Genomic DNA, 25,890 nt, shown 5'->3' on the forward strand with positions numbered 1-25,890 from the left:
CAGCCCGGTGACTACTCTTCGCGACTGGCAGTGAATTCCGCGACCAACAAGATCTACGCCACCGACGCCCAGTCCCTGGCCGTGATTGACGGAGCGACGACCGCGGCAACGGTTGTTCCAATCGGAGCAACGGCAGACGCGATCGCCGTGAATGAGAAGACCAACAAGGTGTACGTGGGCACGGGAAACGGGCTCACAGTCCTCGACGGCGCCACCAATAAGACTACTGCCGTCCCCCTCGCCGGGGGAGTGCAGGAAATAGCCTTCAACACCACGACGGACAAGACCTACCTGCGCTCGGCAGGAACCGTGAAGGTGATTGACGGCGCCGGGACGGTCAGCCCGATCGCGGGAGCCGCCGGGGTAGTCGATATCGCCGTCAATGCCAAGCTCAACAAGGTCTACGCCGCCAACAAAGACAACTTGCTCTCCATCTCCGGCAGCAGCGATACAGTCACAAGTTCGATGGGCTTCAACAGCTCCATTTACCAATTGGCCGTCAACTCCGTCACGGACAAGGTCTACGTAGGCGCTGCCACTAATTCCGTAGAAGGATCCATCCGGGTGGTGAACGGAGCCACCATGAGCGAGAACGCGAACATAGCCACCGCCACCCGTGTTCGGACGATCGTGGTCAATGAATCGAACAACAAGGCCTACGCGACAATGAATGGCCGTGGAACCACCGTCATCGACGGCGGGGACAACAAAAGCTCAGCGGTCTACACAGGGATGGAACCCAACGCCGCAGCCGTCAACCCGTCCAGCAACAAGGTCTATGTTGTCAACAACGGATCCGCCTCAGTTGCTGTCATCGATGGGAACATCGACCAGCCCCTCAAGAACGATTTCAACGGCGATCGTCAACCCGACATCCTGGCCAGGGACGCTTCCGGTGTGCTCTGGTTGTACCCGGGCAACGGCTCGGGTGGATGGCTGCCCCGCACGCAAGTTGGTCAGGGCTGGAACATCATGACAGCACTCGTGGCTCCGGGCGACTTCAATGGTGACGGCCAAGCCGATGTTTTGGCCCGCGATGGCGGCGGAATCTTGTGGCTGTATCCCGGAAATGGTTCGGGCGGCTGGCTGCCCCGCGTGCAGGTTGGCAGTGGCTGGGAAGGCATGAGCGCAATCGAAGGCATCGACTTCCGCGGCGACGGATTCACGGACATCGTTGCCCGGGCCCGGGACGGTGCCTTGTGGGTGTACCACGGTGACGGCAAGGGCGGTTGGCTCCCCCGAACCTGGGTGGGTTCCGGCTGGAATGGAATGTCCGAAATCACCGGTGCAGGCGACTTCAACAACGACGGCACCTCGGACTTGGTGGCCCGCGACGGCGCCGGAACACTGTGGCTCTACCCGTCCAACGGATACGGCGGCTGGCTCTCCCGCCAGGCCATCGGCCAAGGGTGGAACGTCATGGACTCCCTCGTTGGACCCGGTGATTTCAACGGCGACGGCAGGGCCGATATCCTCGCCCGGAATTCCGCCGGTGAACTGTGGCTCTACGCAGGTAATGGCGCTTGGGCCTGGCCCAAGGCCACGAAAGTTGGCTCGGGATGGAATGGGATGACGGCGATTCTCTGAGCCGTGCGGGCGGGCACGGCGTCAGCTGGCGGCAGCAACGTCGTCGTGCCCTACCGGAAGCAGCACGGTAAAGGTGCTGCCCTGGCCAATCCGTCCCTCAACGGCCATCGAAGCTGCCACCTGATCGGCAATGACATCCGTGGGAACCCTGACTGGTTTCGCCGAAGTAGGAGAGTTGTTGAGATCGACCCGGCCGTTCGAAGCCTGCTTCTTCCGCCGAAGGGCGTCCGTGAGTTCCGAAGTGTAGCCAATCCGCTTTATCTCACGTCCTAACATTCCAGGTCTATGCGCAACCGCCCGGGTTCAGGCGGTTTACCTACATTCTGCCATTCAAATGACCGCCTACCCCTTGAAAACCGGCGCCCGCTTCTCCTGGAACGCCCGGAATCCTTCAGCATAGTCGTCGGTCTTGCACAGGCGTGCCTGCTCGGTGTTTTCCTCGGACATGGACTCCCACAGGCCCAGGCGCTGGTCGCGGATGTGCGCCACCAGTTCCTTGGACGCGACGAAGGCCTGCGTGGCGCCGGAAGCCACGCGCTCCACGATGGCACGGGCCATAGCCAGCAGGGCGTCGTCCGGCATGGCCCGGCTGAACATGCCCTGGGCCACGGCTTCGGTTCCTGAGATGAGGTCCGCGGTATAGATCAGGTCCAGCGTGCGGTGCATGCCCAGCCGCTCCGTGAAGTACCAGTGCCCGCCGGAGTCCAGGGTCGCCCCAAGCTTGGCAAACGGCGAGCCGAACTTGGCATTCTCCGCCACGTACACCACGTCCGTGGCGAGCAGGAGCCCGAGTCCGACACCCAGGCATGCTCCGTGCGCAGCAGCGAAGGTGGGCGCAGGGAAAGCTGCCATCTTCTTCAACAAAGGCTCAACCAGGCCACCCAGGTAAGCCTGCGCGTCGTCGGTTTCCGGTGTGACCCGTGCGATGTCCCGCCCGGCGCAGAAGGCCCGGCCCTCTCCGCGAAGGAGCAGCGCCCGCACCTCGCCCCGGGAGGCGGCGGCAGCGGCGTCGTCGTACGCCTTGCCCAACTCAAGCAGCGCGTCCTCGTTGAGCGAGTTCAGCTTTTCCGGGGCGTTGAGGACAATTTCGGCAATGCCGTTGGCAATGGAGAGCTCGATCATGGGGACTCCTTAGACGTCGAAGTCGACGGTCACTTCTTCGCTGGTGGGGTGGGCCTGGCAGGTGAGGACGTAGCCCTTGTCCAGTTCGTCCTGCTCCAGGGCGTAGTTCTCGTCCATGGACACGGTACCGGTGATGAGCTTCGCGCGGCAGGTGCCGCACACACCGCCGGCACACGCGAACGGAACGTCCGGGCGGACACGCAATGCGGCGTTCAGGATCGACTCGCGGGCATGGGTAGGGCTGGCGACGTCGCCCGTAAGGCCGTCCAGCTTGAACGTAATCTTGTACGTCTCCTGCGACTCGTCCTCCACAACAGGACGGCCTGCGTGGCCCTCCGGGCGGTCAGGACGGCCGGTGGTGAACAGCTCGAAGCGCACGTGCTCCGGCTCCACACCGCGGGCAGCAAGCGTGTCGCGGCACAACTGGACCAGTTCGAACGGCCCGCACAGGAACCACTCATCCACGTCCTCGGAGTGAATCGCCGAGGAGAGCAGCGCCTGCAGCTTCTCAGAGTCGATGCGCCCGGTCATCAGTGGCGCGATCCGCTGCTCGCGGGACAAAACGTGATGGAGCGCCAGGCGGGACGGGTACTTGTCCTTCAGGTCCGCCAGCTCCTCCAGGAACATGACGTCCATGGCGGCCTTGTTGGCGTACACGAGGTCGAACGTGGTCTCCGGGTTGGCAGCGAGCAGCGTCCGCGCGATGGCAATCACCGGAGTGATGCCCGAGCCGGCGGCGATCGCCACGAAGTTGCCCGGCTCCCCCGCCAGTTCCTCCGGATGGTTCATGGAATTCATGACGTTGTGCTGGACTGCAGCGCCGTCCTTCCCGTGCCGCGAGATGAAGGCACCCTGCGGGCTCATCACGTCAAGGACGTCCCCGGCCTTCAGCTCAGCGTTGGCCCACGTGGAGAACAGGCCACCGAGGTCCTTCTTGATGGCCACCCTGATCTCGCTGCTGCCGTCCTCGAAGCTGCGCGGCTCTGCGCAGATCGAGTAACTGCGGCGGACCTCGTGCGGCTCACCGTTTTCATCCGGCAACGTGGTGCGCAAGGCAACGTACTGGCCGGGCAGGTAGTCGTACTGGCCGGCCAACTCGGCCGGAACACCGAACGTGACCTCGATGGCATCGTCCGTGAGGCGCCGGACTTCCGCGACGGTCAGGTTGTGGAAAGACGCACGACGGCGGCTGGCCGTCTGTGTTTCGGTGGTCATGGATTTCCTTAGAGGACTTTGAAGTAGTCGAACGGTTCCTTGCAGTCCTGGCAGACAAACAATGCCTTGCAGGATGTGGAACCAAAGCGGGTGAGTTCCTTGGTGTTCAGCGATGAACACTGTGGGCACTTGACCGCGAGGCTCAGGCGGACGGGACCCGAATGCCCACCGGCAGCTGCGCGGCCCGAGGGCGGAGCGATGCCGTACTCCTCAAGCTTGGCCTTGCCGGACTCGGTCATCCAGTCCGTGGTCCACGCCGGGGACAGCACCAGGTTGATGTCTACACTGGCGTAGCCGGCGTTGCCGAATGCGGTCCGCAGGTCATCACCAATGGCATCCATCGCCGGGCAACCCGAGTACGTGGGCGTGATGGTGACCTCGACGGCGGTACTTGCAGGGCCGGCGTCGTGCGTTTCCGTCGCTTCAGCCGAGGTGACCCGCACGCCGCGCAGGATCCCCAGGTCTTCAATGGTGAGAACGGGAATCTCCGGATCGCAGACCGTGGCAGCAATCCCCCAGGCCTGCTGCTCGGCGCTGGTCAGCGTTTGCGTGGACACGCTGATCACCAGCTCGCGCCCGGGTGCTCGCGCGCCAGGACCTGCATCTCGGCAAGAACGTAGCCCAGGTGCTCGGAGTGCTTGCCGCGCCGGCCGCCGCCCAAGGACTGGGGAACGCCAGGGATCTCCAGTTCGGCCTCGGCGAAGATCTCCCCGGTGAGGCGGTCGAAAGCTTCGCGGAGGCTGGAGGGCTGCACCGTGACACCGGCCTCGCTAAGGCGCGTAGTGAGCTCGTCATCCTCGAAGAGCTCCTCGACGTACGGCCATACGAGCTTGAAGCCCTGGATCATGCGCGCCCTGGACTCTTCCGTGCCGCCGGCCAGGCGCAGGACCCACTGTGCGCTGTGATCGCGGTGGTAGTCCACTTCCTTCACGGCCTTCGCGGCAATAGCTGCCAAGGTGGCATCCGTGGATGCCGTCAGCGCCGTGTAGAGCTCGAACTGGTAGAAGCTCACGATGAACTGGCGTGCGATGGTCACCGCGAAGTCACCGTTGGGCTGTTCGAAGAGGTGCGCGGAACGGAACTCGTGCTCACGGCGGAAGTAGGCGAGGTCGTCCTCGGACTTGTCCCAGGCGGCACCGGCGTAGGTCAGGAAGGACCGTGCATGGCCCAACTGGTCCAACGCGATGTTGCCCAACGCGATGTCTTCCTCAAGTTCGGGAGCCCGGGAGATCCAGTGGCCCAAGCGCTGGGCAAGGATCAGGCCGTCATCCCCGAGACGCAATGCGTATTCGGCCACGTCTTCGCTGGGCTTCACCTGTCCGCGGCGGACCTCAAGGGCGATGTCTTCGGGACGCAGGGCGTTGCCGGGAGTGATGCGGGTGGCGCTGGCCGAACCGTCGCCGGAGGCGCCGGCGCCGTGGACGCCGACGGAGATGTCGCCGTGGCCTTCGATGGCGAAGTCGGTTTGGTTGGTACTCACAGGTGCTTCACGCCTTCGCTCTTGGTGTAGTACGTCGCGTGGCGGTAATCCTTGCCTTGCGGCGACTCGAAGAAGGAACCCTTGGAATCGGGATCGCTGGAGGAAATCGCCTCGGCCGGGACAACCCAAATGGACACACCCTCATTGCGGCGGGTGTACAGATCACGGGCGTTGCGCAGGGCCATGGCGGCGTCAGGTGCGTGCAACGAACCTGCGTGCACGTGTGACAGGCCGCGACTGGAGCGCACGAAGACCTCCCACAGGCTCCAAGGGGTCTCTTGGTGGGAGGCACCGGAGGTGGTGGGTGCCGCTGGGGCGCGTTCCGGCGTCGTGCTTTCCGCCGTGGTGGCAGCCACCTTGGGTGCCTCGCGCTTGATGTCGCCGGCAGCGCTTGCCGGTTCTTCCGGGTTACCGTGGGGAGCCATTATGCTGCGTTCACTTTCTCTGCTTGCTTGCGGGCGTACGCCACTGCTGCTTCCCGAACCCAGGCACCGTTTTCGTGTGCCTCGCGGCGGCGCTCGATGCGCTGCGAGTTGCAGGGACCGCGGCCGGCCAGGACTTCCTTGAACTCGTTCCAGTCCAGGGGTCCGTGCTCCCACTTCTTGGTTTCTTCGTTGAAACGGATGTCCTTGTCAGGCAGCGTGAGGCCCAGGACCTTGACCTGCTCCACCATCATCCCGACGAACCGGCTGCGCAGTTCGTCATTGCTGAAGCGCTTGATGTTCCAGGCCATGGACTGTTTGGAGTTCGGTGAATCGTCATCCGGCGGGCCGAACATCATCAACGACGGCGCGTACCAGCGGTTCACGGCGTCCTGGGCCATCTGCTTCTGAGCCGGCGTGCCGTTGGACAGTTCCAGCAGGATCTCGAAACCCTGGCGCTGGTGGAAGGACTCTTCCTTGCAGATGCGCACCATTGCGCGTCCGTAAGGACCGTACGAGGCACGGCACAGGGGCACCTGGTTGCAGATGGCCGCGCCATCAACAAGCCAGCCGATGGCCCCCATGTCCGCCCAGGAAATCGTGGGGTAGTTGAAGATCGACGAGTACCGGGCCTTGCCGGCAATGAGGTCTTCCATCATCTGGTCCCTGGACTGCCCCAGCGTCTCTGCTGCGGAGTATAGGTACAGGCCGTGGCCCGCCTCGTCCTGGACTTTGGCCATAAGGATGGACTTGCGCTTCAGGCTAGGAGCGCGGGTGATCCAGTTGGCTTCGGGCTGCATGCCGATGATTTCCGAGTGTGCGTGCTGCGAGATCTGGCGCAGCAAAGTCTTGCGGTAAGCCGCAGGCATCCAGTCGCGCGGTTCGATGCGCGAGTCTTCCGAAATGATGCGATCAAAGTACGCCTGACCGGCTGCCTCCCGCTCCTGTTCCTCCGGGGACAGCTCAGCGGGCACTGACTGCAGATTCTGCGATGCCATGGTTGCTCCTAATAAATTACCGACCGTTCGTTCAGAATATGCGGAGCGGGCGATTGCCGTCAACCTTTTGCGGCACGATTCGGGGCGGGAGCGGGATTCTGCCGGATCATTCGTGTTTGCCGCCGCTGTGGGCCGTCTTCCCGGGCCTCGGGACCGGAAGCGGCGGAATGATCCAGCAAAAAACCCGGGCCCGGCACAGTGCCGGGCCCGGGTTTGGACAGATCGCTAGCGGAGCGAGATCCGACGACGGCGGTCGGTTCCGCCGCGGAGGTCCCGGTTGAGCCTCCGGTCGCCGTGGTACAGGATCGACTTCCAGTCCACTTCCTCAGCAGTCTTGGGAACCACCGGCGATACTTGCGGAGCCTTGGACTTGGGCGTCACGTAGAGCCAGTTCACGGTCCCGAGGAACACGTCAACCAGCGAGTTCCAGATCCCGATGTAAGCCTGGATGCAGGTCATGGCAAGGACGGCGTTCAGGCTCGCGAACGCGACGTTGCCCCAGTTCTGCTGTTGGACGTCCCGCCAGATGGTCAGGACGGAAAAGGCCACGATTGCATACGGGATCAGCACGTAGATCGCCGGCGCCGCGGTCCGGTCCTTGACCTTGGGTGTTCGGACGAACGGAATCTTGTCTCCAGTCAGTCCCTGCTGCAGGGATTTCAGCACGCCTGCGAGGTTCACCGGAAGCAGGATGAGGTTGAACCCGTAGATCCGGAAAATGTCGCTGAAACGGTGGCCGCAGTCGCGCAGGTCCGAGCCCATGCACAGGAAGTACGGCAACGCGGCGATGAAAACAGCCGGGCTGAGGAGCCTGCTGTCATAGGGATAGGCGAGCAGGAACAACAACCCGAAACTGGCCCAGGTGATCGATGCCATGTAATTCACCCGCAGCAGCACTTCACGGATGAGGATCCGCTGCCGCTCGCTCCGGCGCTGCGCCAACTGGTTCCACAGCTTGGGCAGGATCAACAGGCCGCCGTTCGCCCAACGCCGCCTTTGCACCACCAAGGAACCGAAGTCCGGCGGTGTGGCGCTGTAGCTCAGGCGCTCGGGGTAGTTGACCAGGGTCCATCCATGCGTACCGAGGTCGATGCTGGACTCCGTGTCCTCAATGACCGTCCGGTCCTGGATGTAGGTCCTGACCTCAAAACCGCCAACGGTTTCCACTTCCACAATGTCTTCAAGGGCACGCTTGCGGATGATCGCGTTGGCCCCAACCCAGAAGGTGGCACCGTAATAGGACATGCCCTGGTGCAGGATGTGCTGGATATCCGTTGTGGCGCCGGCAATGCGTTCAATACGTGTAGGGGCACCACGGAATGACGAGTAAGGAGTCTGTGTGACGGCTACCCGCTCGTTCCCTGCGGATTCCAGGAAGTAGACCAAGCGAAGGCAGTAATCCCGAAGCAGGAGGGAGTCGGCGTCGAGGGTCAACAGATAGGTTGTGTCCGGGACCACCAGGTCATCCTCGCCGGGTGTGGACGCCGGGCGCAGCACTACGCTGCCGTCCGTTTCATCCTTCCGCCACCGCTTGCCCATGAGGGAGATGAACGCATTCAGGTTCATCGCCTTGTTGGCCTCGTGGGAAAGGTTGCCGTACGCCTTTCGCTCGAACGTATCCATGCGGACGTTGAAGATCCACGTCAGCCTGAGATACAGCTCCTCCATACGGGCCGGGCTTGGCGCGGAACCCTGGGCTTTGGCGGCGTCCAGTGCCAGCAGCACCAGGCGTAGCTCCCGCGCCAGTCCCATGATGACCAGGTCAACGAAGAACTCGTCCACATGGTCGGCAACAGTCTCGGCCTCCGCCATGGCTTCGAGCCAGTCCACGGCCGCATGGTACTCCGTGATGAGGGTCTGCAATTCCTCAGCCGTGGCCGCTTTGGCAACGGCGTTCCGTGGAGCGTTGGCATAACCGGCCCGGAAACCGGCAAGGGCCGCGTTGGCACGTTGCGCCGGACCCGACATTGCCCTCTCGATCTGCCCGGCAAGGGCACGGGTCTCTTCGAGGCGCTGGATCTTGTCAGGGTCCGTGGGGTTGGGCGGATCGTCAAGCAGCAGGACTACCCGCAAGTCCGGAAATTCCTGGAGCGCTGCGGACCACAGGGTTCCCCGAACAACCCCTGGTTCTTCCGCGTAGGAAGGCACAAGAACGGTAATTCCGTCCGAATAGTCAGCGAAGTGACTATCCAGTTCTCCACGCGGAACCCGGCGGTGCTCCTTAAAGCGGTAAAGCGCACCTTGCCTGGCCATGAGGTACATGAGGGCCGAAAAGGTCAGAAAAGTGACAACAATCAGATAAGAAACCGATTCCAAGCCAAACCGGAACCCTGAGTTCGGGTTATCCACGAACTGGCGGATGATGGTCGAAACAACGTAATAAATCCACGATGCCACCGTCACCAAAATGGCTAAGCGGCCGAGGACGATCTTCCTCGACGAAGGCACAGGGTGGACGATTGCGAGGGGCTCTGACCTGCGCTCGGACCCCCACTGACGCCTGCGGCCCTTACTTTCAGGCGGTTCCTGGGATGGTTCATTCCGATTCCGCGCAAGGTCAGGTGTATCCACCAATTGGTCTGTCATTGATCCCCATCAGACTGCATTTTCGGGTGTCGGGCCCGATAGCCGGTTCGACGTGCGCCTTCCATGCCCCAAGTCACATCGATTGCCCTTATAGTAATCGAGGTTGGACGCCTGTCGATTCCAGTCGTGAAGCATTGACAGGAACAGTTTTATTCAGGCCGCTTCACGGCAATGTTTGCTTCAGCTCCGCCTTTAATCCGGTAACAACGTTGGGTGCTCCATGTCGAAATATTTCCCGGGACGAAAACTGTCCCTATTGCGGCTCACCATGCTTTTGGCCTTGGTTTCAGGATTGGTGGGCGCCGGCGTGGTTTCCTGGCGCAGCTTCGCCGATACCCAGGCCGCTGCGGCCTCGCCCTCCGTCTTCGCCGGCTACGTCGACGTCACCGCCACGCCCCGCTATGCGTTTGAACAACCCGTCAGCGATAACGCCAAATCGGTGGTGTTGTCCTTCATCGTGGCCGACGCGAAAGACGGTTGCACGCCCTCGTGGGGGACGTTCTACAGCCTGGACAGCGCAGCCACCGGCCTGGACCTGGACCGCCGGATCGCCCGCTTGCGGCAAGCCGGCGGCAGCGTCTCGGTCTCCTTCGGCGGCTTGACCAACAAGGAACTGTCCACGGCCTGCACTGACCAATCCAAGCTCAAGGCCGCCTACTCCAGCGTGGTGGAGCGCTACGAACTCAACAGCATCGACCTCGACATCGAAGGGACAGCCCTGGCCGACGTGAACGCGATCGCCCGCCAATCCACCGCCGTCTCCGCACTGCAGAAGGAGAAAGCAGCCAAGGGCAAGAACCTGGCGGTCTGGCTGACACTTCCCGTGGCGCCGGGCGGACTCACGGCCGAGGGAACGTCCGCGGTGAAGCAGATGCTGGCCGGCGGAGTCGACTTGGCCGGGGTAAACATCATGACCATGGACTACGGTGAAAGCCGCGTGCAGGGCCAGTCCATGCTCCAAGCCTCCATCGCCGCAGCAGAAGCCACGCACTCGCAACTCGGCGACATTTTCAAAGCAGCCAACCAGGACCTCGGCTCGCAGACCCTATGGCGCAAGATCGGGCTGACGCCGATGATCGGGCAAAACGATGTGGTGGCCGACGTCTTCTCTCTGGCCGACGCCCAAGGCCTGCACGACTTCGCCGAGGAAAAGGGCCTAGGCCGCATGTCCATGTGGTCCCTCAACCGTGATGCCGAATGCGGCCCGAACTACCCGACGCTGACGGTCGTCTCCGATGCCTGCAGCGGTGTTTCCCAAGGCGGAGCGCACTTCGCCAACGTCCTGGGCGCCAAGATCAGCGGGCCCTCCAGCGACGTCGTGGCCTCTCCGGCACCCAGCGGCATCACCACCACCGCTGCCGCCGTCGTGGATGACCCTGCAACCAGCCCATACCCCATCTGGTCGTCCGTGGCCACCTACGTGAAATCGGACCGTATTGTCTGGCAGGGCAACGTCTACGAGGCGAAGTGGTGGACCAGGAATGAGGTACCCAACAACCCCGTGGCGGCCGGCGCGGCAGCACCCTGGACGCTGATCGGTCCCGTCCTCCCGGGTGACCGCCCGCAGCCGGAGATCACCGTCCCGGCCGGAACTTATCCGGAATGGTCGGCTGCAACCGTCTACCACAAGGGCGATCGGGTCATGCTGGCAGGCCGCGCTTTCGAAGCGAAGTGGTGGGTCCAGGCCCAGAGCCCGGAGGCCGCACTTCAAGGTTCCGCGGATACGGCCTGGCTGAAAATCCCCAATGACGAGCTGGCAAAGCTCCTTTCCAGCCCGCCGGCCAAGTAGTCAGCAGGTTCCATCCTGCGTGAAGTTGCCCTGGTTGAGGTTACCGGCGCCGGGTACGACATAGATCTTCCCGGCTGCACAAGCCTTGTTGTTGGTGGCGACCACGTTGGTGATCGGACCCTCTCCATCGAAGTCGCCTATGTGGGTGGCATCATGGCTGCCGTCGGGAAACGCGTAACCGGCCTTCAGGTCGTGAATGTAGTTCCCGGTCAGCGTGATCCCGCTGACCGCACCCGTGGCGTCGTCGTAGTAGCCGGTGCGGATCCCGTAAGGCGCGCCGTAGAACTCATTGCCCGCGATTGTCAGGTTGTAAATGGAGTAGTTGCCAACGGCCAGTTGCATACTGTTGCCTCGGGATCCGCCCCGGACCTTGTTTCCGATGTAGTTGATGTCGTGGGTGGTTCCGTTGATGGTGTGGGCTACGAGGCCGTCGTCGCCGTCAGTCCCCACGCGCTGATCGATGGTGTTGCTGATGACGTCGCCGAACGATGAGTCCAGGACATGGATGCCGTCGAGCTGGTCATATTTTCCGCTGGTACTGGCGATCGTGGTGCTGTGTTTCACGCAGAACCTCGTGGTTGCCACGGCGACGATGGAGTAGGTGAACGGATTCTTCACCTGTACCCCGTCCACGACGTTGTTGGAACCGCCCCGTACGTCAACGACGTACTCGTCCAGGCGACCGTCCGTGTCGGCGCTCGCTGCCAGGGTGTCGCCCGATTGGTCCACGGTGAGATTGGTGATCGTAGTGTTGCTCGCGTTGTTGGTGGTGACGATCGGATAGCCGCCTGACGGTCCCCTGTTGGACAGGAAGCCGGGGCCTGCCTTGAGGACCGTGGCCGGCCCTGCGCCCTCCAGCCTGACATTGTTGGCCATCCGCAGTTTGCCGTTGATGATGTACGTTCCCGCCACAAGTCTCACCACGCCGCCCCCGGCCGATCCTGCGGTGTTGATCCGGTTCTGGATGGCGTTTGTATCGTCTCCGGCGTCGTTGACCGTAGTGGAAACCGTGTACACCGTGGTTGCATTGCTGCCCGTGGCGCCGCTTCTCGCGCACGTTGGTGGCAACACTGCCATGGCAGGAGTAACAGTCAGCCCGGTCAAGGAGAGGGACGCGGCTGCGGCAGCAACCGCGAAAGCGGGCCTCCGCCGTCGTGATTGTCCCGGGTTGCCTCTTACGGAAAGTCCGGAATCAAGCTCGACAGTTTCCGTTGCAATCCCCCCAAGTACCAAGCCGCTCCCTACGCGCAGTTGGCAGGAGTCTATGTTTGACGCACTTACCGGGAAAAACTCCCCCCGTTGACTTGTGGATAAGGTCCGGGAAGACTGCGTCACTTTCGTGTTTAGCGGGGCTTTTCTGGCGTATGCTCTCCTCATCGCAACGGCTTGAATGCGTAGTTCGCTTTTGGTGGGGCCACATTTGAAGGCAGGGGTTCAGTGGCAGGAGTGAAGCACGAGGTTCCGCCTGTGCGCCAAACATGGCAGGCATTGCCGATTTTCCTTATCGCCGCAGGATTCTGCGCTGTGTTGCTGGGCGTTATGGTGGCCAGCGGAACCGGCACCGCGAACGCGCAACTTGCGGGCGACCTGGCCATCCTGACGGCGGTTCTGACTGCCCTGGTCATCCACGCACGGGCGGCGCTGAAGCGCCAGGACACCGTGGTGGCCCGCTGGTTCGTGGTGGGAGGCCTGGCCCTCTGGAGCGCAGGACAAACAATCTGGACGATCAACGGAGTCGTCCTTGACCATAACTACCCGTTCCCGTCCGTCGCGGACATCGGGTTTGTCTGGTACGCCCTCCCTGTATCCATTGGCCTGATACTCCTTTCCGCACGTCAAGGCGTCCGCCTTGCCGTGAGGCGCACAGTGCTGGATGCGGGGGTTGTTGCCAGCGCCATGTTCTTCATCGTCTGGGCTTCCCTGCTGGGGCCGATAGCCGCAGAGACCGACCAAGACCCGTTCGCCCGGGCAACACAGATGGCCTACCCCATCGCCGACGTTTTCATGGTCTCCGTAGTAATAGTCCTGACAATGCGGGCGGCCCGGGGGCGCCGGCTTCCCTGGCTTTGCCTTGGCATCGGGTTTTGGATTCTGGCCATCACGGACCTCACCTACATGCGCTTCACCCTCGAAGGCATTGGTGGCGTGACGGGTTCGCCCCTGACCTTCGGATGGGTATTGGCATTCCTCCTGGTGGCGCTAAGCCCTTTGGTGCCGCAGTCGGAGAGTTTCCGTAAAGACGGCCGGGCCTACGCGGCCATGCTCGAACTCCTCCCCTACCTGCCCGTTTTCAGCGCCGTGTTTTTCTCCCGGAGCAGGCCCATTGGCGAGGATCGCGTCCTCCTGGTCACCGGCTTGATCGTGCTGGCGTTCGTGATCGTACGGCAGGTGCTGATCGTCGTCGAAAACGTCACCCTGACCAGTGAGCTGGAATCCAAGGTGGCTGAACGGACTGCCGAGCTTGAAGGCCTGGGTGCGATCGTCAATTCCTCCGGCGATGCGATCGTCGGCAAGACACCCGACGGCATCATCACCAGCTGGAATCCGGGCGCCGAACGGATCTATGGCTACCCGGCGTCGGAAGTCATCGGCAAGCCGAGCGACTTCTTCATACCGGCCGAGCTCTTGGAGGAAGAACGCCAGGCCCTGGCCAAAGCCGCCGGAGAAGGCACCATGCAGAACTATGAGACACGGCGGACGCGCCGGGACGGCACGACCATCCCCGTCTCCATCACGGTATCCCCCGTCCGGGGTGCCGACGGCATCCACGGAGTGGCAACCATCTCCCGCGACATCACCGAGCGCAAAGCGGCCGAGGCCGAACTCCTGGACGCCCGCGAGGCCGCACTGGAAGCCAGCCGCCTCAAGTCCGAGTTCCTTGCCACCATGAGCCACGAGATCCGCACCCCGCTCAACGCGGTCATTGGCCTGACCTCGCTCATGATGGACACCGAGCTCAGCGAAGCCCAGCGCCAGTACGCCCAGGGAGTCAAGGGGGCCGGGGAGGTCCTGCTCGGCCTGATCAACGACATCCTCGATTTCTCCAAACTCGAGGCCGGCAAGGTTGACCTGGACGTCCGCCCGTTCGATCCACGGGCCCTGGTGGAAGAGGTGGCCGGACTGGTGGTGGAAGCCGCCCAAAGCAAAAACCTCGAGCTGATTTCCTACTGCCACCCGAACGTCCCCGAGCGCCTTATGGGAGATGCCGGCCGGATCCGCCAGATCCTCCTCAACCTGTCCTCCAACGCCGTTAAATTCACTCCCGAAGGCGAGGTGGAAATCCAGGTAGCCGTCCTGGAGCAGGACGGGGAAAACGCAAAGCTTCGGTTCGAGGTCCGGGACACGGGCATCGGCATCAGCCCGCAGGACCATCAGAGACTCTTTGAATCCTTCGCCCAGGCCGATGCTTCCACTACCAGGCGTTACGGAGGAACGGGCTTGGGCCTGGCGATATCGCGCAGGCTCACGGAAGTGATGGGCGGCGCAATCGGCTTGGACAGCGAAATCGGCGTCGGCAGCCGTTTCTGGTTCGTGCTGGACCTGCCGGTTGGACCGGCATCCTCTGATACGGCCACACTCCCCGAGTCCCTAGCCGGCCGCAAAGTCCTGGTGGTGGACGACAATGCCACCAACCGCCTGGTCCTGGAGAACCAGCTGGCCAGTTGGGGCATGGTGCCCATCGCCGTACCCGACGCGCGGACAGCCCTGGACGAGTACCACACGGCCACTGCCTCCAGCAGTCCTTTCGACCTGGCGGTGGTGGACATGTGCATGCCGGACACGGACGGCCTGGAACTCGCCCGGCAAATCAAGGCCGACAGCAACGGAACGCCTGCACCCCCAATCATCCTGCTGACCTCCACCATGGCCGTGGACAGGGCGGACCTCACCTCGGCGGGCATTCGCGAATACCTCACCAAGCCAGTGCGCAGCTCCGAGTTCTACAACCGCTTGCTCCGCTTGGTGGCCACCAGGACACAGCCCCGCAAGGCCCCGCTCCCCGCCGCACAGCCCGCGCCGACCCCGCGGCCCAAGGTGCTGCTCGGCAGGCTCCTGGTGGCCGAAGACAACGAAGTCAACCAACTGGTGGCCCGTGGAATGGCCGCACGCTTGGGTTACGAAGTGGACATCGTGGACGACGGCGCGCAAGCAGTGGCCGCCACGCTCACCGGGGATTACGCGGCAGTGCTGATGGACTGCCACATGCCCGTCATGGACGGCTTCGAGGCAACCCGGACCATCCGCGCACGCGACAACGGCGGCCCACGGATCCCCATCATCGCCATGACCGCCGGTGCCCTCGACGAGGACCGCGAGCGCTGCTTTGCTGCGGGAATGGACGACTACATCAGTAAGCCCGTTGATGTGGACAAGCTGGGCGACATCCTGGCCCGTTGGGTGCCGAAGGCCGCCGCACCTGACGCCACGGCGAGAGACCGTACGACGCCGGATGGCCAGGGAGCACACGCCGCCCCGGCGGGTGCCGCGGAGGTGGCGGCAGCACCGCCGTCGGACGATGTCCTGGATCTCGACCGCCTGCAACTGCTCCGGGAGCTCGGGCCGAGCCTGCTTCCGGACGCCATCCGTGCCTTCCGCGAGGAAGCCGGAAAATCCCTGGCCACGCTGCAGGCAGCCTTGAGCGAACGAGACTTCGGGACCCTGGCCGGCTCGGCGCACAAGCTCTCCGGCGCTGCCGGGAACATCGGTGCAGTAAGGGCTGCGGCACTTGCCAAGGAGCTGGAACGGCTGGGCCGCGCTGCGGACCCCGGATTCCGCACCGAGGGCGGGCGCCTGCTGGAGCAATTGGAATCGGAACTGTCCCGGGTGGACGACGCACTTGAACGTACTTTGTTGGGAGCCCCATGAAAGTCCTGATCGCCGACGACGACCAGATTTCGCGGATGATCACCAAAGCTGCCGTGGAGCAGTCCGGCCATGAGTGCCTTGTGGCAGTGGACGGCGACCAGGCGTGGGAGCTTTTTAAGCTGCACCGGCCCGAGGCCGTAGTCACCGACCTGATGATGCCCGGCCTCAATGGATTGGACCTGTGCCGTTCCATCCGTGGGGCCGAGGATGACTCCTACACCTACGTCATCCTGGTGACCTCCCACGGTTCCCGGGACGACGTCCTGGCAGGCATGGAAGCCGGCGCGGACGACTACGTCACCAAACCGCTGGACCCCTTCAACCTGCGCATCCGGCTCCTCGCCGCACAGCGCATCACCTCCTTGCACGCAGACCTCGCCCGGTACCGGTCAGCATTGTCCGAGCAAGCACGCCGGGACCCCCTGACCAAGCTGCACAACAGGCTGAAACTTACCGAGGACCTTGGCGAACTCCACAGCCGTGGCTATTTGGGCAACTACTGCCTGGCCATGGTGGATGTGGACAACTTCAAGAGCTACAACGATCTCTATGGACACCAGGCCGGGGACTCCGCTCTCGTGTCCATAGCTGCCACGCTGGCCGGCGAAGTCCGGGAATCGGACGGCGTCTACCGTTTTGGCGGCGAGGAGTTCCTGCTGGTGCTCCGCGGGCAGACCCCGGAAGGCGCGGGAGTGGTCATGGAGCGTGTCCGTTCCGCCGTGCACTCTCTCCAGATTGAACATTCCGGCGACCCCGACGGTGTCCTGACCATCAGCGCAGGGCTCGCCGCCTACACCGATGAACACCGCGCGGGGATCGAGGAGTTGCTCAAGGAAGCCGACCTCGCCCTCTACGCCGCGAAGGCATCAGGGCGGAACCGGGTGCGCGTGGCAAGTTCACTCACGACGGAATGAGTTGGCCTTTACCGGATGACGCCCCGGTAGTCGTCCACGGTGACTCCGCTCCGACCGTCGTCGAAAAGATTGTCTTCGAAGCCGAACAGGAACATCGACATTCCACATTCCGCGGCATAGCGGGGTGCCCTGCTCAGTTGATCTGCGAGACTGTCCGACCATTCCGATCCGCCCGTGGAGGGTGAATCCGGAGGCCCCGGGTTCTCACCCACCAGCCCCAGCCCAGCCCGTCGTGCCAGGGCGCTCGTGTATCTGTGTGACGACCACAAGGCAACATCTCCCTCCACCGCATGGTCATCCCCCGGTTGGCAACTGTCCTGGTTCGCCAGGGCGGCTCGCGCCTTCACCGCAGACACGTCGTCCAAGCCGGTAAAGTCCACGTCCACCCCGGAAAGCTGTGACAAAACTTTGAACTGTGCCACGTAATCCAGACCCCGTTCCTGCGCCCCGTCAGGGTTTGCCCGCCCATCCAGGTAACCGGCAATGGCCTTCGCTTTGTCGGCAGGCAGGACCCCGCGACCGGCAACCGGAACCTGCACCCGTCCTTGATACCCGAGGGCCCGCAGCTCATTGACTTGCCAGACCACAGCCCCAATTGCCGCTCCCGCATACCAGTCCCACCACTCCTGGACTTGCCGGCTGTTTACGGCCCGACCATTCCATGAAGCGGAGCCGGGAATCCATCCCGGCATGGGGGATGGCAGGACCCCTGCGGCCAAGCCCTTACCCTGTTGGGGAGCATCGCCGAACCCCCAGTACCGAGGGTCATCGCCGTCGTCGGAGGGGCCCGGGTATCCCAACTCCCCGGTGGCGTTCGTGCCTACGCGTACGGCTGCTATGTCTTCCACCCCGGTGATGGAAAGCAGACGTGCCAAGTACTCTTTCGCCGCTTCCCTTACCTCCGAGCTGAAGATCACTTCCGCCGGTCCATTCTTCAGCACGCCGCCGTCGTTCGCCTTCAGCTGCCCGCCGGGCAGCTTCCGCACCCAAGCCGGCGGATACTGCAGGCCGGGAGACAAGAGCACTTTCAGGCCGGCATCCCGGCAGGTCTCCAGGCGCTTCCGGACATCGGCGACGTACTGACGATCCGTCCCTCCCCGCCGCGGCTCGAAGCGGTCCCAAGCCAACGGCAATTCCACCGCCGACACCCCCGCCTGCCGAAGTGCGGCGACGCGGTCAGCGGAACATGTGGCCCCGAGAACCCCGAACGCCATGGACGCAGTTGCATGCCGCTCTGCGCTTGAATCGGCGCCCGCAACTGCGATGATGACCGTCAGGATGGCTACCAAGACCACATGCCTCCGCCTCACCGGTATCCCCCTGAGACGGGAGGAATAGTGAGCCCACCCGCGACGGCCTGGTCAAGCTTGGTTCGGTCGAGGTGCCAAACAACGGTGTCACCCGAGGTGGGGCCAACGAAGGTGAACACTGGCTGTGCGTTCTTCTGCAACCAGTCAAGAAGCTCCGGAGCAGCGAACCCGTATCCTTCGCTCAGTTGCCTGCCCTGCGTCAGCACATAGTCCGCGCCTTCCGCGTCCAAGGACTGCAAGGACGGCAGTACGTCCCAATTCCCGTGCGGCAACAGGGCATACTCACCCGTGACGGAGGTCAGGCCCACCTTCGACCCCGCAGGCAGCGAGGAGGTCATCCAATCCCGTGCCCGAACCAGCCCGTCGTCCACCACCGTCCTTGCCTGGATACCCAGGAAGAGACTGCCAAGCGTCATGAGGGCCGAGCCCACCAATACCAGCGTCCGAAGCCGTGGCAGCCATTCCGCCAGCATCACTGCGGCAATCGGCGTGGAGACCAGCCCGGCCAGCACCACACAGTAGCCGAACTGTTCCTCAGCAGCCCCAAAGAAGACGGAATAGACGCCAACCACTCCCGTGAATATCGAGAACAACCCGATTGCCCGCCGCTGCGCCGTGCCGGAAGCGGCAGCCACTACCACTCCGGCCAGAATGGAAAGCCCGAGCAGCAGGTAGCTGGTGGCAAACCGTCCCATAAGATCCACCAAGCGGTCCGTCAGGCTTACCTCCGTGACCGAGTTGAAGCCCGTCATCTGGACGGCACCAACCATTCGAAGGACACCCACAGATTTCTGCTCCACGAACTGCGGGAACAGCCCATGGGCGGCAATCAGGCCCAGGTACATCGCATATGGCACCACTGCGCAAAGGACCACCCTGCACGCCGTTCCCAGGGGCACGGTCCTGCGCCACGCCACCGACGCGGCCAACGGAACCACGGTAAAGACGGCGGTCATGTCCTTCATGACAATGGCAAGCCCGAACAGCAGGCCGGCGCCTGCTTCAAGCCACCAGCGCTTCCTGCTCCGCTCGCGGTCCAGGACCATCAGCATCACGAGCCAACCTGTGAGGACCGCCAAGCCTGCGGGCGTCTCCATCATCAGGCGACCGTCCATGCGGAGGACAAAGGGATCACTGGCCAGGACCACACCCGCCACGGCCGCCGGACCGACGCCGGCCAGGCGGCGAACCAGGAGGAAGCAAACGACGACGGTGAACACACCCAGGACACTGTTGACCCAGCGGAGTTGCAACGCCAGATCCATCGAATTCCCTTGAAGGCCGAAGATCCGAATGACCAAGCCGTTCAGGGCATAGGTGCCGGGAGGGTGGAGGAAAAACGGAGAACCCAGAATCGATGGAAGGTGTCCCTCTGCCATCTGCCGTGCAAGGTCTGCGTAGGTCACTTCGTCGATGAAGACGTCGTTTGCCTGCTGGACGTCTGATACCCGGAATTCCAGGGCAAGCAGTCCCAGCAGCACTGCAACCCACCCGGTGCGTCTCACAAGTAGGCGGTGCCGGCCCGCGGGCCTCCCCGTCCGCAGCTTCGAACGCACAGCCAGGACGCCGTCGATCACGGTCATGGCTTCCGTGATGGCCCGGCGGGCACGTAGTAGGTTTCCGGTTGCAGCGGGATCTCCCCTGTCGGAAACAATGCTTCGGCTTGGGAGTCGTACTGCCTGATCCGGCAGGTCTTGGCCTCGAGGCCGGACTCCCAGGTCCATGGCACAAAGCCCAGTTCTGACAAGTGCCTTTCATCCGGTCCGGCGCTGAGGTTGTAGGGAAAGTCCGAGTACATCACCAGGTTCTCCGGATGGGCCTCGCCTGCCTTGCGGGTAATCAGGTGGTCCACGTGCTTCCCCACGCCCACTGGACAGAACAGCAGCTCCGCCCTGGTCAGCGCCATGAGCTCCGCGATGTCACTTCGGAGTTGGTGGATGAGTCCCCGGTCGGCCCTGGATATCCGTCCCAGGGCAATGTCGAACCGATACGTGGGATAGCTGTGGGAAAGCTCCGGGAGCAGCCTGTCCCACGCACTGCTGCCCGGCTTCAAAGGCTTCCGGCGCCGGAACAGGGCGTCCACGTGCCCCAGATGGATCGACTGGACGCCCATGTCTTCCAACACAGCCTTGTCCTCGGACTGCCTGGCCTCAAAGAGCCCGAGGGCGTCCGGTACGGTGCATTGTCGCATGAAAGAACGCGCCGCCCGGGTATGCGGCGCGGGAAGAGCCTCAGTGAACAGGGTGGCAACGATGATCTCCCGGTCCTTCGCTTGCGCTTCCATGAGCGCTCCGCAGGACAACACGGCGTCATCCAGATGCGGTGAAAGGAACAGCCACGGCGCATCGCCGGCCAGGGACGTCTCGACTCTCGAACAGGGCATCATTTCAAAGCCCTTCCCGCTTCGTGGCGCATCGCAGCGCGTCCCTCCAGTTTGGTAACGGCGGCGGTGTAGGCGTCAGCCTGCATGTCGGCGAGCGCATCCCAGTTGTAGGCCCTGGCAAATGCCTGCCCCCGGGCGGCCACCTGTTCCAGGTCGGCCTGCTGGTACCTGCGGACAATTTCCTGACCCAAGGCTTCGACGTCGAACGGCGCAACAAGCCAACCGGCCCCCTCCGGAACGATCTCCCGGACGCACGGGATGTCGAAGGCAATGACGGGTGTACCCGCGGCCAATGCTTCGAGGGCCACCAAGCCGAACGTCTCGTGCCGGGAAGGCATCACCAACAGCCGGGCTTCACTGATGGCCTGTAACTTCCTGTCTCCTGAGGCCCAGCCCAGCAATTTCACGCGTCCAGAGATGCCGAGCTCCTGGATGGCAGCACGGGCCCTCTCTTCATCCGGACCTGTTCCCACGATCAACAAGTCGCCCTCCACCCGGGAGCAGGCCTGGGCCCACGCTCGCAGAAGGAGGTCCAAACCCTTGGCCACATACTCAAGCCGCCCCAGGAAAAGGACGTCCTTTCCCAGCTTGGGTTCGGCATTCCAGGCACGGGGATCCACGCCGTTGCCGATCACGTCCACGTGGAGATCCGGGTTTATCTTGGTCAAGCGATCCCCGATACCCTCCGAAACAGCGATCAGCCTGCGGTGGTGCCTCACACCCCAGCGCTCTATCCAGTCCAGGGGCAGCTTGTACTGCCTCGCTTTGTCCTTGGCGTGCAGCCATTGAACTACTCCGATGGTGGGACGACCGGTCCACAGGGGCGCACCCATGGTGGAAAACGGAGCGAAAAAATCCTCCACCACCAGTCGGGCAGCAGAACGGCGCTTCCGGACCTCGAAAGGCAGCCGCGCAACGTAGGCCACCAGCCTCGTCAGGCGGTTACCACCTGTACCGATGCCGATTGGCACATAGTGGACGCCGTCTTCACAGCGTTCTTTCCACCCTGGATAACGGGTGGTCAGCACAGTGACGTGAAACCCCCTCACCGCAAGCCGGCGGTTGATTTCGTGGGTCCGCACGGAGCCCCCTCCGGCACCGGGCATGCGCGGATCTTCAAAGCCTAAATGTAAAACTCTCATCATCGTCTTTCTTGTTTGAGTCCTTGGAAGCGCCGACGCAGGGAAGCCCCGGTGCATGGCAGCCCCGGTGCTTTGAGGCGCTGATCCATCACGCCCAGCGCGATCCCCGTGGATTTCGAAGGTGCCGGGCCCGGAACTCCTGCCGGTCCGGTTCCTTCTCCTTCCTGCGGCTGTTGCCCCGGCGCCGTCGGAAGATCCTGACGTCGTTCCAGATCGGAAGCAGGCCCCGCTGGTGGGCGAGGACGGTGGAACCGCTCAGGGCGGACAACGCAAGCCAGACCATGGGCTGCAGGCGGGAGGAGATTGCCAAGGCCGCGATGAGCATCATGGCAGTGAAGACAAACTTCACAGCTCCAGCGCGCGAGGCCACGATTACCGGCCACGCCAGTACGGCGAGGACCGTACCGGACACCACAGCGCCGATGGCGGAGCCCACCGCCATGCCCGCCACGGCATTCAGGTTCCAGCCGATCCACAGCCCGCCCACCACCAGGAAGCTCGCACACACGAGGCCCAGTTGGCAGCGCCGGTAGGCCCGTAGGGCGAGAAGGACAGTGGCAAGTACCATCAGTACGGCGTATCCGAGGCCTGAAACTGCCAGCCACGGCAGCAGGCCTAGCGAGCCTCGATATTTCTCCGGGACAATTAATCCGGCCATTACCGGCGGTGCAGTGGCAATGATGCCAAAGGCTACAACCACGAGTTGCCCAAAAGAGGCGAAGGATGCCCCCAGCACTTCGCTGATCCTGGCCCCCGGCGTACGCAGGAGCGGAAAGGCCACCAAAGCCGAACCCGCAGCCACGTACACGGGCCCCTTGGCAATCGTGGCGAGTGCTTGGAACCCCGCCGCCGCGATGGAGCCGTTGTCCAGGAAGCCGACAACCACGACGTCGAGACCTACCAGGACCGAAACAACGCACAACACCGATGCGATATCGCTCGTTCAGCCCAACGCCGCCTTTCGCGCAAAACCCCCGGACGCCAGCGAAGGTCCTTGTAGAACGACGACGGCACAACCATGGGAGCCGCGCAAGCCACAACGAATCCCCATACAGCTCCCCCGGCACCCCACCCGATGACAATGACCAGCAGGCTGAAAACCAGCCGGAGGACCACCTCGCCGATGGTGGATACTGCGTACCACGTGAACCGGAACTCCCCCTGCAACCATCCGGCAGGCGCATTGGCCATGAAGATGGCGATCGAGGCCAATGCCACCACCGGGGCGAGGTCAGGAGCGGCGAGCGCGAACATCACCGAGCCCGTGATGAGTGCCGCGACCATGCCTGCAAGGCAGGACACAAAGACCGAGAAGGCGACCCCGTTGCGCCGTTCCTCGGACCCTTCCGGATGCACGGCAACCACATGTGACAGGGGAAGTGGAACCAGCGCATTGGCAACAATTCCCACAATTCCCAGGATCATCGCAGCGGCGGCGAACCGCGTATAGTCCGAGGTCCCGAGCATCGTGGCCATGAGGAGGGTGCAGGCGTAGCTCACCACTCCCACCAGTCCGGCTGACACGGCAAGGAATCCGCTGTTGCCGGCAATGTTTACATCGTGATCCGGGGTCTTCCTTCTCCGCTCGGCCCTGGTCGTGGGAGGCCGGACGGTGCCAATGGATTGCCTGGTTTCATCAAGGAAGGCAGAGCTAGTGACCATCGACCGTGTCCGCGGGGGCCAAACCGGCCCAGGGTCCGGCGAGCAGCACAGTGCGCCCTGCGGGATGGACTTCGGCTGTCCGCAGGCCAAGGGTTTTCACGGCAGAAAAGGCTTCGAATTCATCGCGGCCTTTCATCAGGATCGAAACATGTCCGTCCTCGGTCACCGCCACTTCGTCCGTGGCCCGCAGGATGCTGCGCAGATCAACGCCGTCGCGTAGTTCGAAGCGCACCATCGTAGACAAGTCCGAATGCACCAAACGTGGATCGCCGCCGTCGCGACGCATCCTTTCTTCTTCCAGAAGCACTCCGGTGAGCAGCTTTGTGCTGCGATCCCAAGTGAAGGAGCCAGCCCACGCCCGGCATTCAACCGCCGTGTCCGTGACGATATCCGGCTCCGCCAGTAAGCTGAGCGTCTCCGCCAATGCTGCGCCGAATTCGCGGGGAGTATCAACCAACCAGCCGGTTTTCCCGTCAATAACGGAATCCCGGATACCCGGCACGCGAAGGGCCAGGCATGGCACGCCCCAGGCCGCGGCTTCGATGACGGAACAGCCCCAGCCTTCCGAGGCCGACATGGAGGCAGTCAACCAGGCCCTCCCCAGCAACCCGTCACGGACCTCGTTGGGCTGGTAGCCGTGGAAGGTGACGGCATGGTCGAGGCCGAGGTCCATGGCGAGCTGCTGAAGCCGGGCCCGTTCCGGTCCGTCGCCGACAATATCCATTTTCAGGTTGGGAACGGTTCGGGCGGCCACGGCAAACTGGCCCAGCAAAAGGTCCAGGCGTTTGTGGGGAACCAAGCGACTGACGACGGCGATGGTCGGCTCAGGGGCACGGTCGCCAACCATTGGCGGAATGTCGATGGTGCCGTTCGGCACCACATGGATCGGGCCCGTGAACCCGAGCTTTCGCAGTTCCAACCGCGTGGACGGAGACACGGCCACGATCGCCCGTTGTCCGTACACCGTCTTGGCGCCTGTCCCCTCCAGGAAGCGGCCCACGGCGGCCAGGGGCGGGGAGAAGCGGGTGCGGAACTGTTCCTGGTGCACATGGTGGACCAACTGGACCACCGGGATCCCGCGGGGCAGGAACAACGGCGAAAAGAACGGGATGCCGTTTTGGCAATCCACTACTGCGTCAAACTGGCCGCTGGCTCGAAAGAGACGGAAGGCTGCGTGACCGTAGATGGACAACGGTCCGCCGCCCCGAAGGATCCGGATACCGTCGATGACCTCCTCCGCCGCCTGGCCGTCGTCGCGCGCTGTGAACCAGGTGACCCTGGTTCCGTTGTCCACCCACCTGCGGGAGATCTCGTGCATGTATTGCTCGGCGCCTCCGGCCTGCGAATGCCTGATATCGCGCCAGTTGAGGACCAGGACGTGCTTTCCAGCGAGCTTGGCCGGGGAATTCACATCGGGTAAATCGTTAGTCACAGCGTTACCTTCTGGAGCTGGATCACCGAGGCGAAGCTGGCCACCCCGTCGCGGAGTGTGCGGAATGTGGACCCGGCGCCGTCTGTCCATGCCACGGGCAATTCGATGATGCTGGAGCGGTTGTTCTGGAGCCGCAGAAGCAGTTCCACGTCGAAGGCGAACCCCGTACTCCGGCACTGCACCATGGCCGCGGTGAGGGCTTCGCGTTCGAAGAACTTGAAGCCGCACTGGGTATCCCGGATGCCCTTGACCTTTGAACTGGTCAGGACCCGGAAGGCCTTTCCCCCCACCCTGCGCACAGGGTGTTGTGGACGCACAAGGCTGGAGCCCGGGGCATGGCGGGACGCGATGACGGCGGCTGCGCCCGCCGCAAGGTGGGTCATGGCGTCAGTGAGCGTCTCCAAAGGTGTGGCAAGGTCCGCGTCGAAAAAGCCGGTGAACCGGGAGGTGCCGCTGAGGAGTCCGCGACGGACCGCCGCTCCCTTTCCCCGGCGGGAGCATCCCACCACGGAAATCGGCACTTCGTTCCCCGTTTCACGCGAAATTCCGCGGACAACCGCTGCGGTCTCGTCAACGCTGCCGTTATCCACCACCACGATGCGGGAGGACCAAGGCATGGCGGCCAGGAAATCGACTGTCTTCCTGAGGGTGCCGGGAATCCGCTCCGCCTCGTTGTATGCCGGGATGACGACCTCGAGGTCCACATAGGAGCGTGGCATCGTCCCGGCCATCGGGCCCGGCTCGAAGTGACGGCGCGGTTGAAGAGCCACCCTCTTGCCAATGTGAGTGCTGTGCTGTTGCTGCAGGACCATGAGAGCCTCCAATAATCCGGGAACTGCGCGAAAACTGTGCTCGCAATATAGGAAGTGGCGGATAACGCCAGTCATGACGACACTTGACGCTGTACTAAACCGTCAGTGCCTTCGGGGCTTCCCGGCGCTGTCAGCGAAATCGCTGGTTGGGTGTCCGGGGGCGTCGATAG

Annotated in this window: 21 protein-coding genes; 4 read left to right on the plus strand and 17 right to left on the minus strand. The window is 63.3% G+C overall.

Annotated features, from left to right (window positions below; genetic code table 11):
- Window positions 1-30: 30 nt before the first annotated feature.
- Entirely contained in the window at window positions 31-1,587 is a 1,557-nt protein-coding gene (locus tag ACIPY2_RS14325; RefSeq protein ID WP_400267059.1) for an FG-GAP-like repeat-containing protein, read from the plus strand.
- Window positions 1,588-1,608: 21 nt separating this feature from the next.
- Here ACIPY2_RS14325 and ACIPY2_RS14330 read toward each other — a convergent pair whose 3' ends face one another.
- The 8 genes from ACIPY2_RS14330 to ACIPY2_RS14365 all read right to left on the minus strand — a co-directional run bounded on the left by ACIPY2_RS14330 (window position 1,609) and on the right by ACIPY2_RS14365 (window position 9,410).
- The gene (locus ACIPY2_RS14330; protein ID WP_400267060.1) at window positions 1,609-1,863 is read right to left on the minus strand and encodes a hypothetical protein; all 255 of its coding nucleotides are present in this window, start codon (window positions 1,861-1,863) and stop codon (window positions 1,609-1,611) included.
- 66 nt (window positions 1,864-1,929) lie between these two features.
- Window positions 1,930-2,709: an enoyl-CoA hydratase/isomerase family protein gene (locus ACIPY2_RS14335; RefSeq protein WP_400267061.1), complete on the minus strand. Its 780-nt coding sequence runs from the start codon at window positions 2,707-2,709 to the stop codon at window positions 1,930-1,932.
- A 9-nt stretch (window positions 2,710-2,718) separates the two neighbouring features.
- The gene (paaE, locus tag ACIPY2_RS14340; protein WP_400267062.1) at window positions 2,719-3,924 is read right to left on the minus strand and encodes a 1,2-phenylacetyl-CoA epoxidase subunit PaaE; all 1,206 of its coding nucleotides are present in this window, start codon (window positions 3,922-3,924) and stop codon (window positions 2,719-2,721) included.
- An 8-nt stretch (window positions 3,925-3,932) separates the two neighbouring features.
- The gene (gene paaD / locus ACIPY2_RS14345; protein WP_400267063.1) at window positions 3,933-4,481 is read right to left on the minus strand and encodes a 1,2-phenylacetyl-CoA epoxidase subunit PaaD; all 549 of its coding nucleotides are present in this window, start codon (window positions 4,479-4,481) and stop codon (window positions 3,933-3,935) included.
- Between the two features lie 5 nt (window positions 4,482-4,486).
- Window positions 4,487-5,404 (minus strand): 1,2-phenylacetyl-CoA epoxidase subunit PaaC, encoded by a 918-nt coding sequence (paaC, locus tag ACIPY2_RS14350; RefSeq protein ID WP_400267064.1) that lies wholly within the window; start codon window positions 5,402-5,404, stop codon window positions 4,487-4,489.
- On the minus strand, window positions 5,401-5,829 hold the full coding sequence (gene paaB / locus ACIPY2_RS14355; protein WP_400267065.1) for a 1,2-phenylacetyl-CoA epoxidase subunit PaaB: 429 nt from the start codon (window positions 5,827-5,829) through the stop codon (window positions 5,401-5,403). The genes paaC and paaB overlap by 4 nt, the downstream gene beginning before the upstream one ends.
- Entirely contained in the window at window positions 5,829-6,824 is a 996-nt protein-coding gene (paaA, locus tag ACIPY2_RS14360; RefSeq protein WP_144659203.1) for a 1,2-phenylacetyl-CoA epoxidase subunit PaaA, read from the minus strand. The genes paaB and paaA overlap by 1 nt, the downstream gene beginning before the upstream one ends.
- 225 nt (window positions 6,825-7,049) lie before the next feature.
- Window positions 7,050-9,410: a glycosyltransferase family 2 protein gene (locus ACIPY2_RS14365; RefSeq protein WP_400267066.1), complete on the minus strand. Its 2,361-nt coding sequence runs from the start codon at window positions 9,408-9,410 to the stop codon at window positions 7,050-7,052.
- 220 nt (window positions 9,411-9,630) lie between these two features.
- Between ACIPY2_RS14365 and ACIPY2_RS14370 the strand changes: the two genes are divergently transcribed.
- Window positions 9,631-11,199 (plus strand): chitinase, encoded by a 1,569-nt coding sequence (locus ACIPY2_RS14370; protein ID WP_400267067.1) that lies wholly within the window; start codon window positions 9,631-9,633, stop codon window positions 11,197-11,199.
- On the opposite strand, the gene ACIPY2_RS14375 is transcribed toward ACIPY2_RS14370, so the two are convergent.
- Window positions 11,200-12,276, minus strand: coding sequence for a hypothetical protein (locus ACIPY2_RS14375; RefSeq protein WP_400267068.1), 1,077 nt, complete (start codon window positions 12,274-12,276; stop codon window positions 11,200-11,202).
- Window positions 12,277-12,636: 360 nt separating this feature from the next.
- Here ACIPY2_RS14375 and ACIPY2_RS14380 point away from each other — a divergent pair, with 360 nt between their 5' ends.
- The gene (locus ACIPY2_RS14380) at window positions 12,637-16,065 is read left to right on the plus strand and encodes a response regulator (RefSeq protein ID WP_400267069.1); all 3,429 of its coding nucleotides are present in this window, start codon (window positions 12,637-12,639) and stop codon (window positions 16,063-16,065) included.
- Window positions 16,062-16,979 carry a diguanylate cyclase gene (locus ACIPY2_RS14385; RefSeq protein ID WP_400267070.1) on the plus strand — a complete coding sequence of 306 codons (918 nt, stop codon included), beginning with the start codon at window positions 16,062-16,064 and terminating at the stop codon, window positions 16,977-16,979. The genes ACIPY2_RS14380 and ACIPY2_RS14385 overlap by 4 nt, the downstream gene beginning before the upstream one ends.
- Before the next feature lie 8 nt (window positions 16,980-16,987).
- Here ACIPY2_RS14385 and ACIPY2_RS14390 read toward each other — a convergent pair whose 3' ends face one another.
- From ACIPY2_RS14390 to ACIPY2_RS14425, 8 genes are all read right to left on the minus strand, one after another.
- Window positions 16,988-18,274, minus strand: a complete 1,287-nt coding sequence (locus ACIPY2_RS14390; protein WP_400267071.1) for a hypothetical protein — start codon at window positions 18,272-18,274, stop codon at window positions 16,988-16,990.
- 11 nt (window positions 18,275-18,285) lie between these two features.
- Entirely contained in the window at window positions 18,286-19,872 is a 1,587-nt protein-coding gene (locus ACIPY2_RS14395; RefSeq protein ID WP_400267072.1) for an ArnT family glycosyltransferase, read from the minus strand.
- Window positions 19,869-20,675 carry a PIG-L deacetylase family protein gene (locus tag ACIPY2_RS14400; RefSeq protein ID WP_400267073.1) on the minus strand — a complete coding sequence of 269 codons (807 nt, stop codon included), beginning with the start codon at window positions 20,673-20,675 and terminating at the stop codon, window positions 19,869-19,871. Before ACIPY2_RS14400 ends, ACIPY2_RS14395 begins: the two co-directional genes overlap by 4 nt.
- Window positions 20,672-21,754 (minus strand): glycosyltransferase family 4 protein, encoded by a 1,083-nt coding sequence (locus ACIPY2_RS14405; protein ID WP_400267074.1) that lies wholly within the window; start codon window positions 21,752-21,754, stop codon window positions 20,672-20,674. Before ACIPY2_RS14405 ends, ACIPY2_RS14400 begins: the two co-directional genes overlap by 4 nt.
- 148 nt (window positions 21,755-21,902) lie before the next feature.
- The gene (locus tag ACIPY2_RS14410) at window positions 21,903-22,736 is read right to left on the minus strand and encodes a hypothetical protein (protein WP_400267075.1); all 834 of its coding nucleotides are present in this window, start codon (window positions 22,734-22,736) and stop codon (window positions 21,903-21,905) included.
- Entirely contained in the window at window positions 22,712-23,476 is a 765-nt protein-coding gene (locus ACIPY2_RS14415; RefSeq protein WP_400267076.1) for a lipopolysaccharide biosynthesis protein, read from the minus strand. The genes ACIPY2_RS14410 and ACIPY2_RS14415 overlap by 25 nt, the downstream gene beginning before the upstream one ends.
- Window positions 23,466-24,908: a glycosyltransferase family 4 protein gene (locus ACIPY2_RS14420; protein WP_400267077.1), complete on the minus strand. Its 1,443-nt coding sequence runs from the start codon at window positions 24,906-24,908 to the stop codon at window positions 23,466-23,468. Before ACIPY2_RS14420 ends, ACIPY2_RS14415 begins: the two co-directional genes overlap by 11 nt.
- Window positions 24,905-25,627, minus strand: coding sequence for a glycosyltransferase (locus ACIPY2_RS14425; protein WP_400267078.1), 723 nt, complete (start codon window positions 25,625-25,627; stop codon window positions 24,905-24,907). The genes ACIPY2_RS14420 and ACIPY2_RS14425 overlap by 4 nt, the downstream gene beginning before the upstream one ends.
- Between the last annotated feature and the right edge of the window lie 263 nt (window positions 25,628-25,890).

Source organism: Paenarthrobacter sp. NPDC089675, from assembly GCF_044749185.1.
GTDB lineage: Bacteria > Actinomycetota > Actinomycetes > Actinomycetales > Micrococcaceae > Arthrobacter.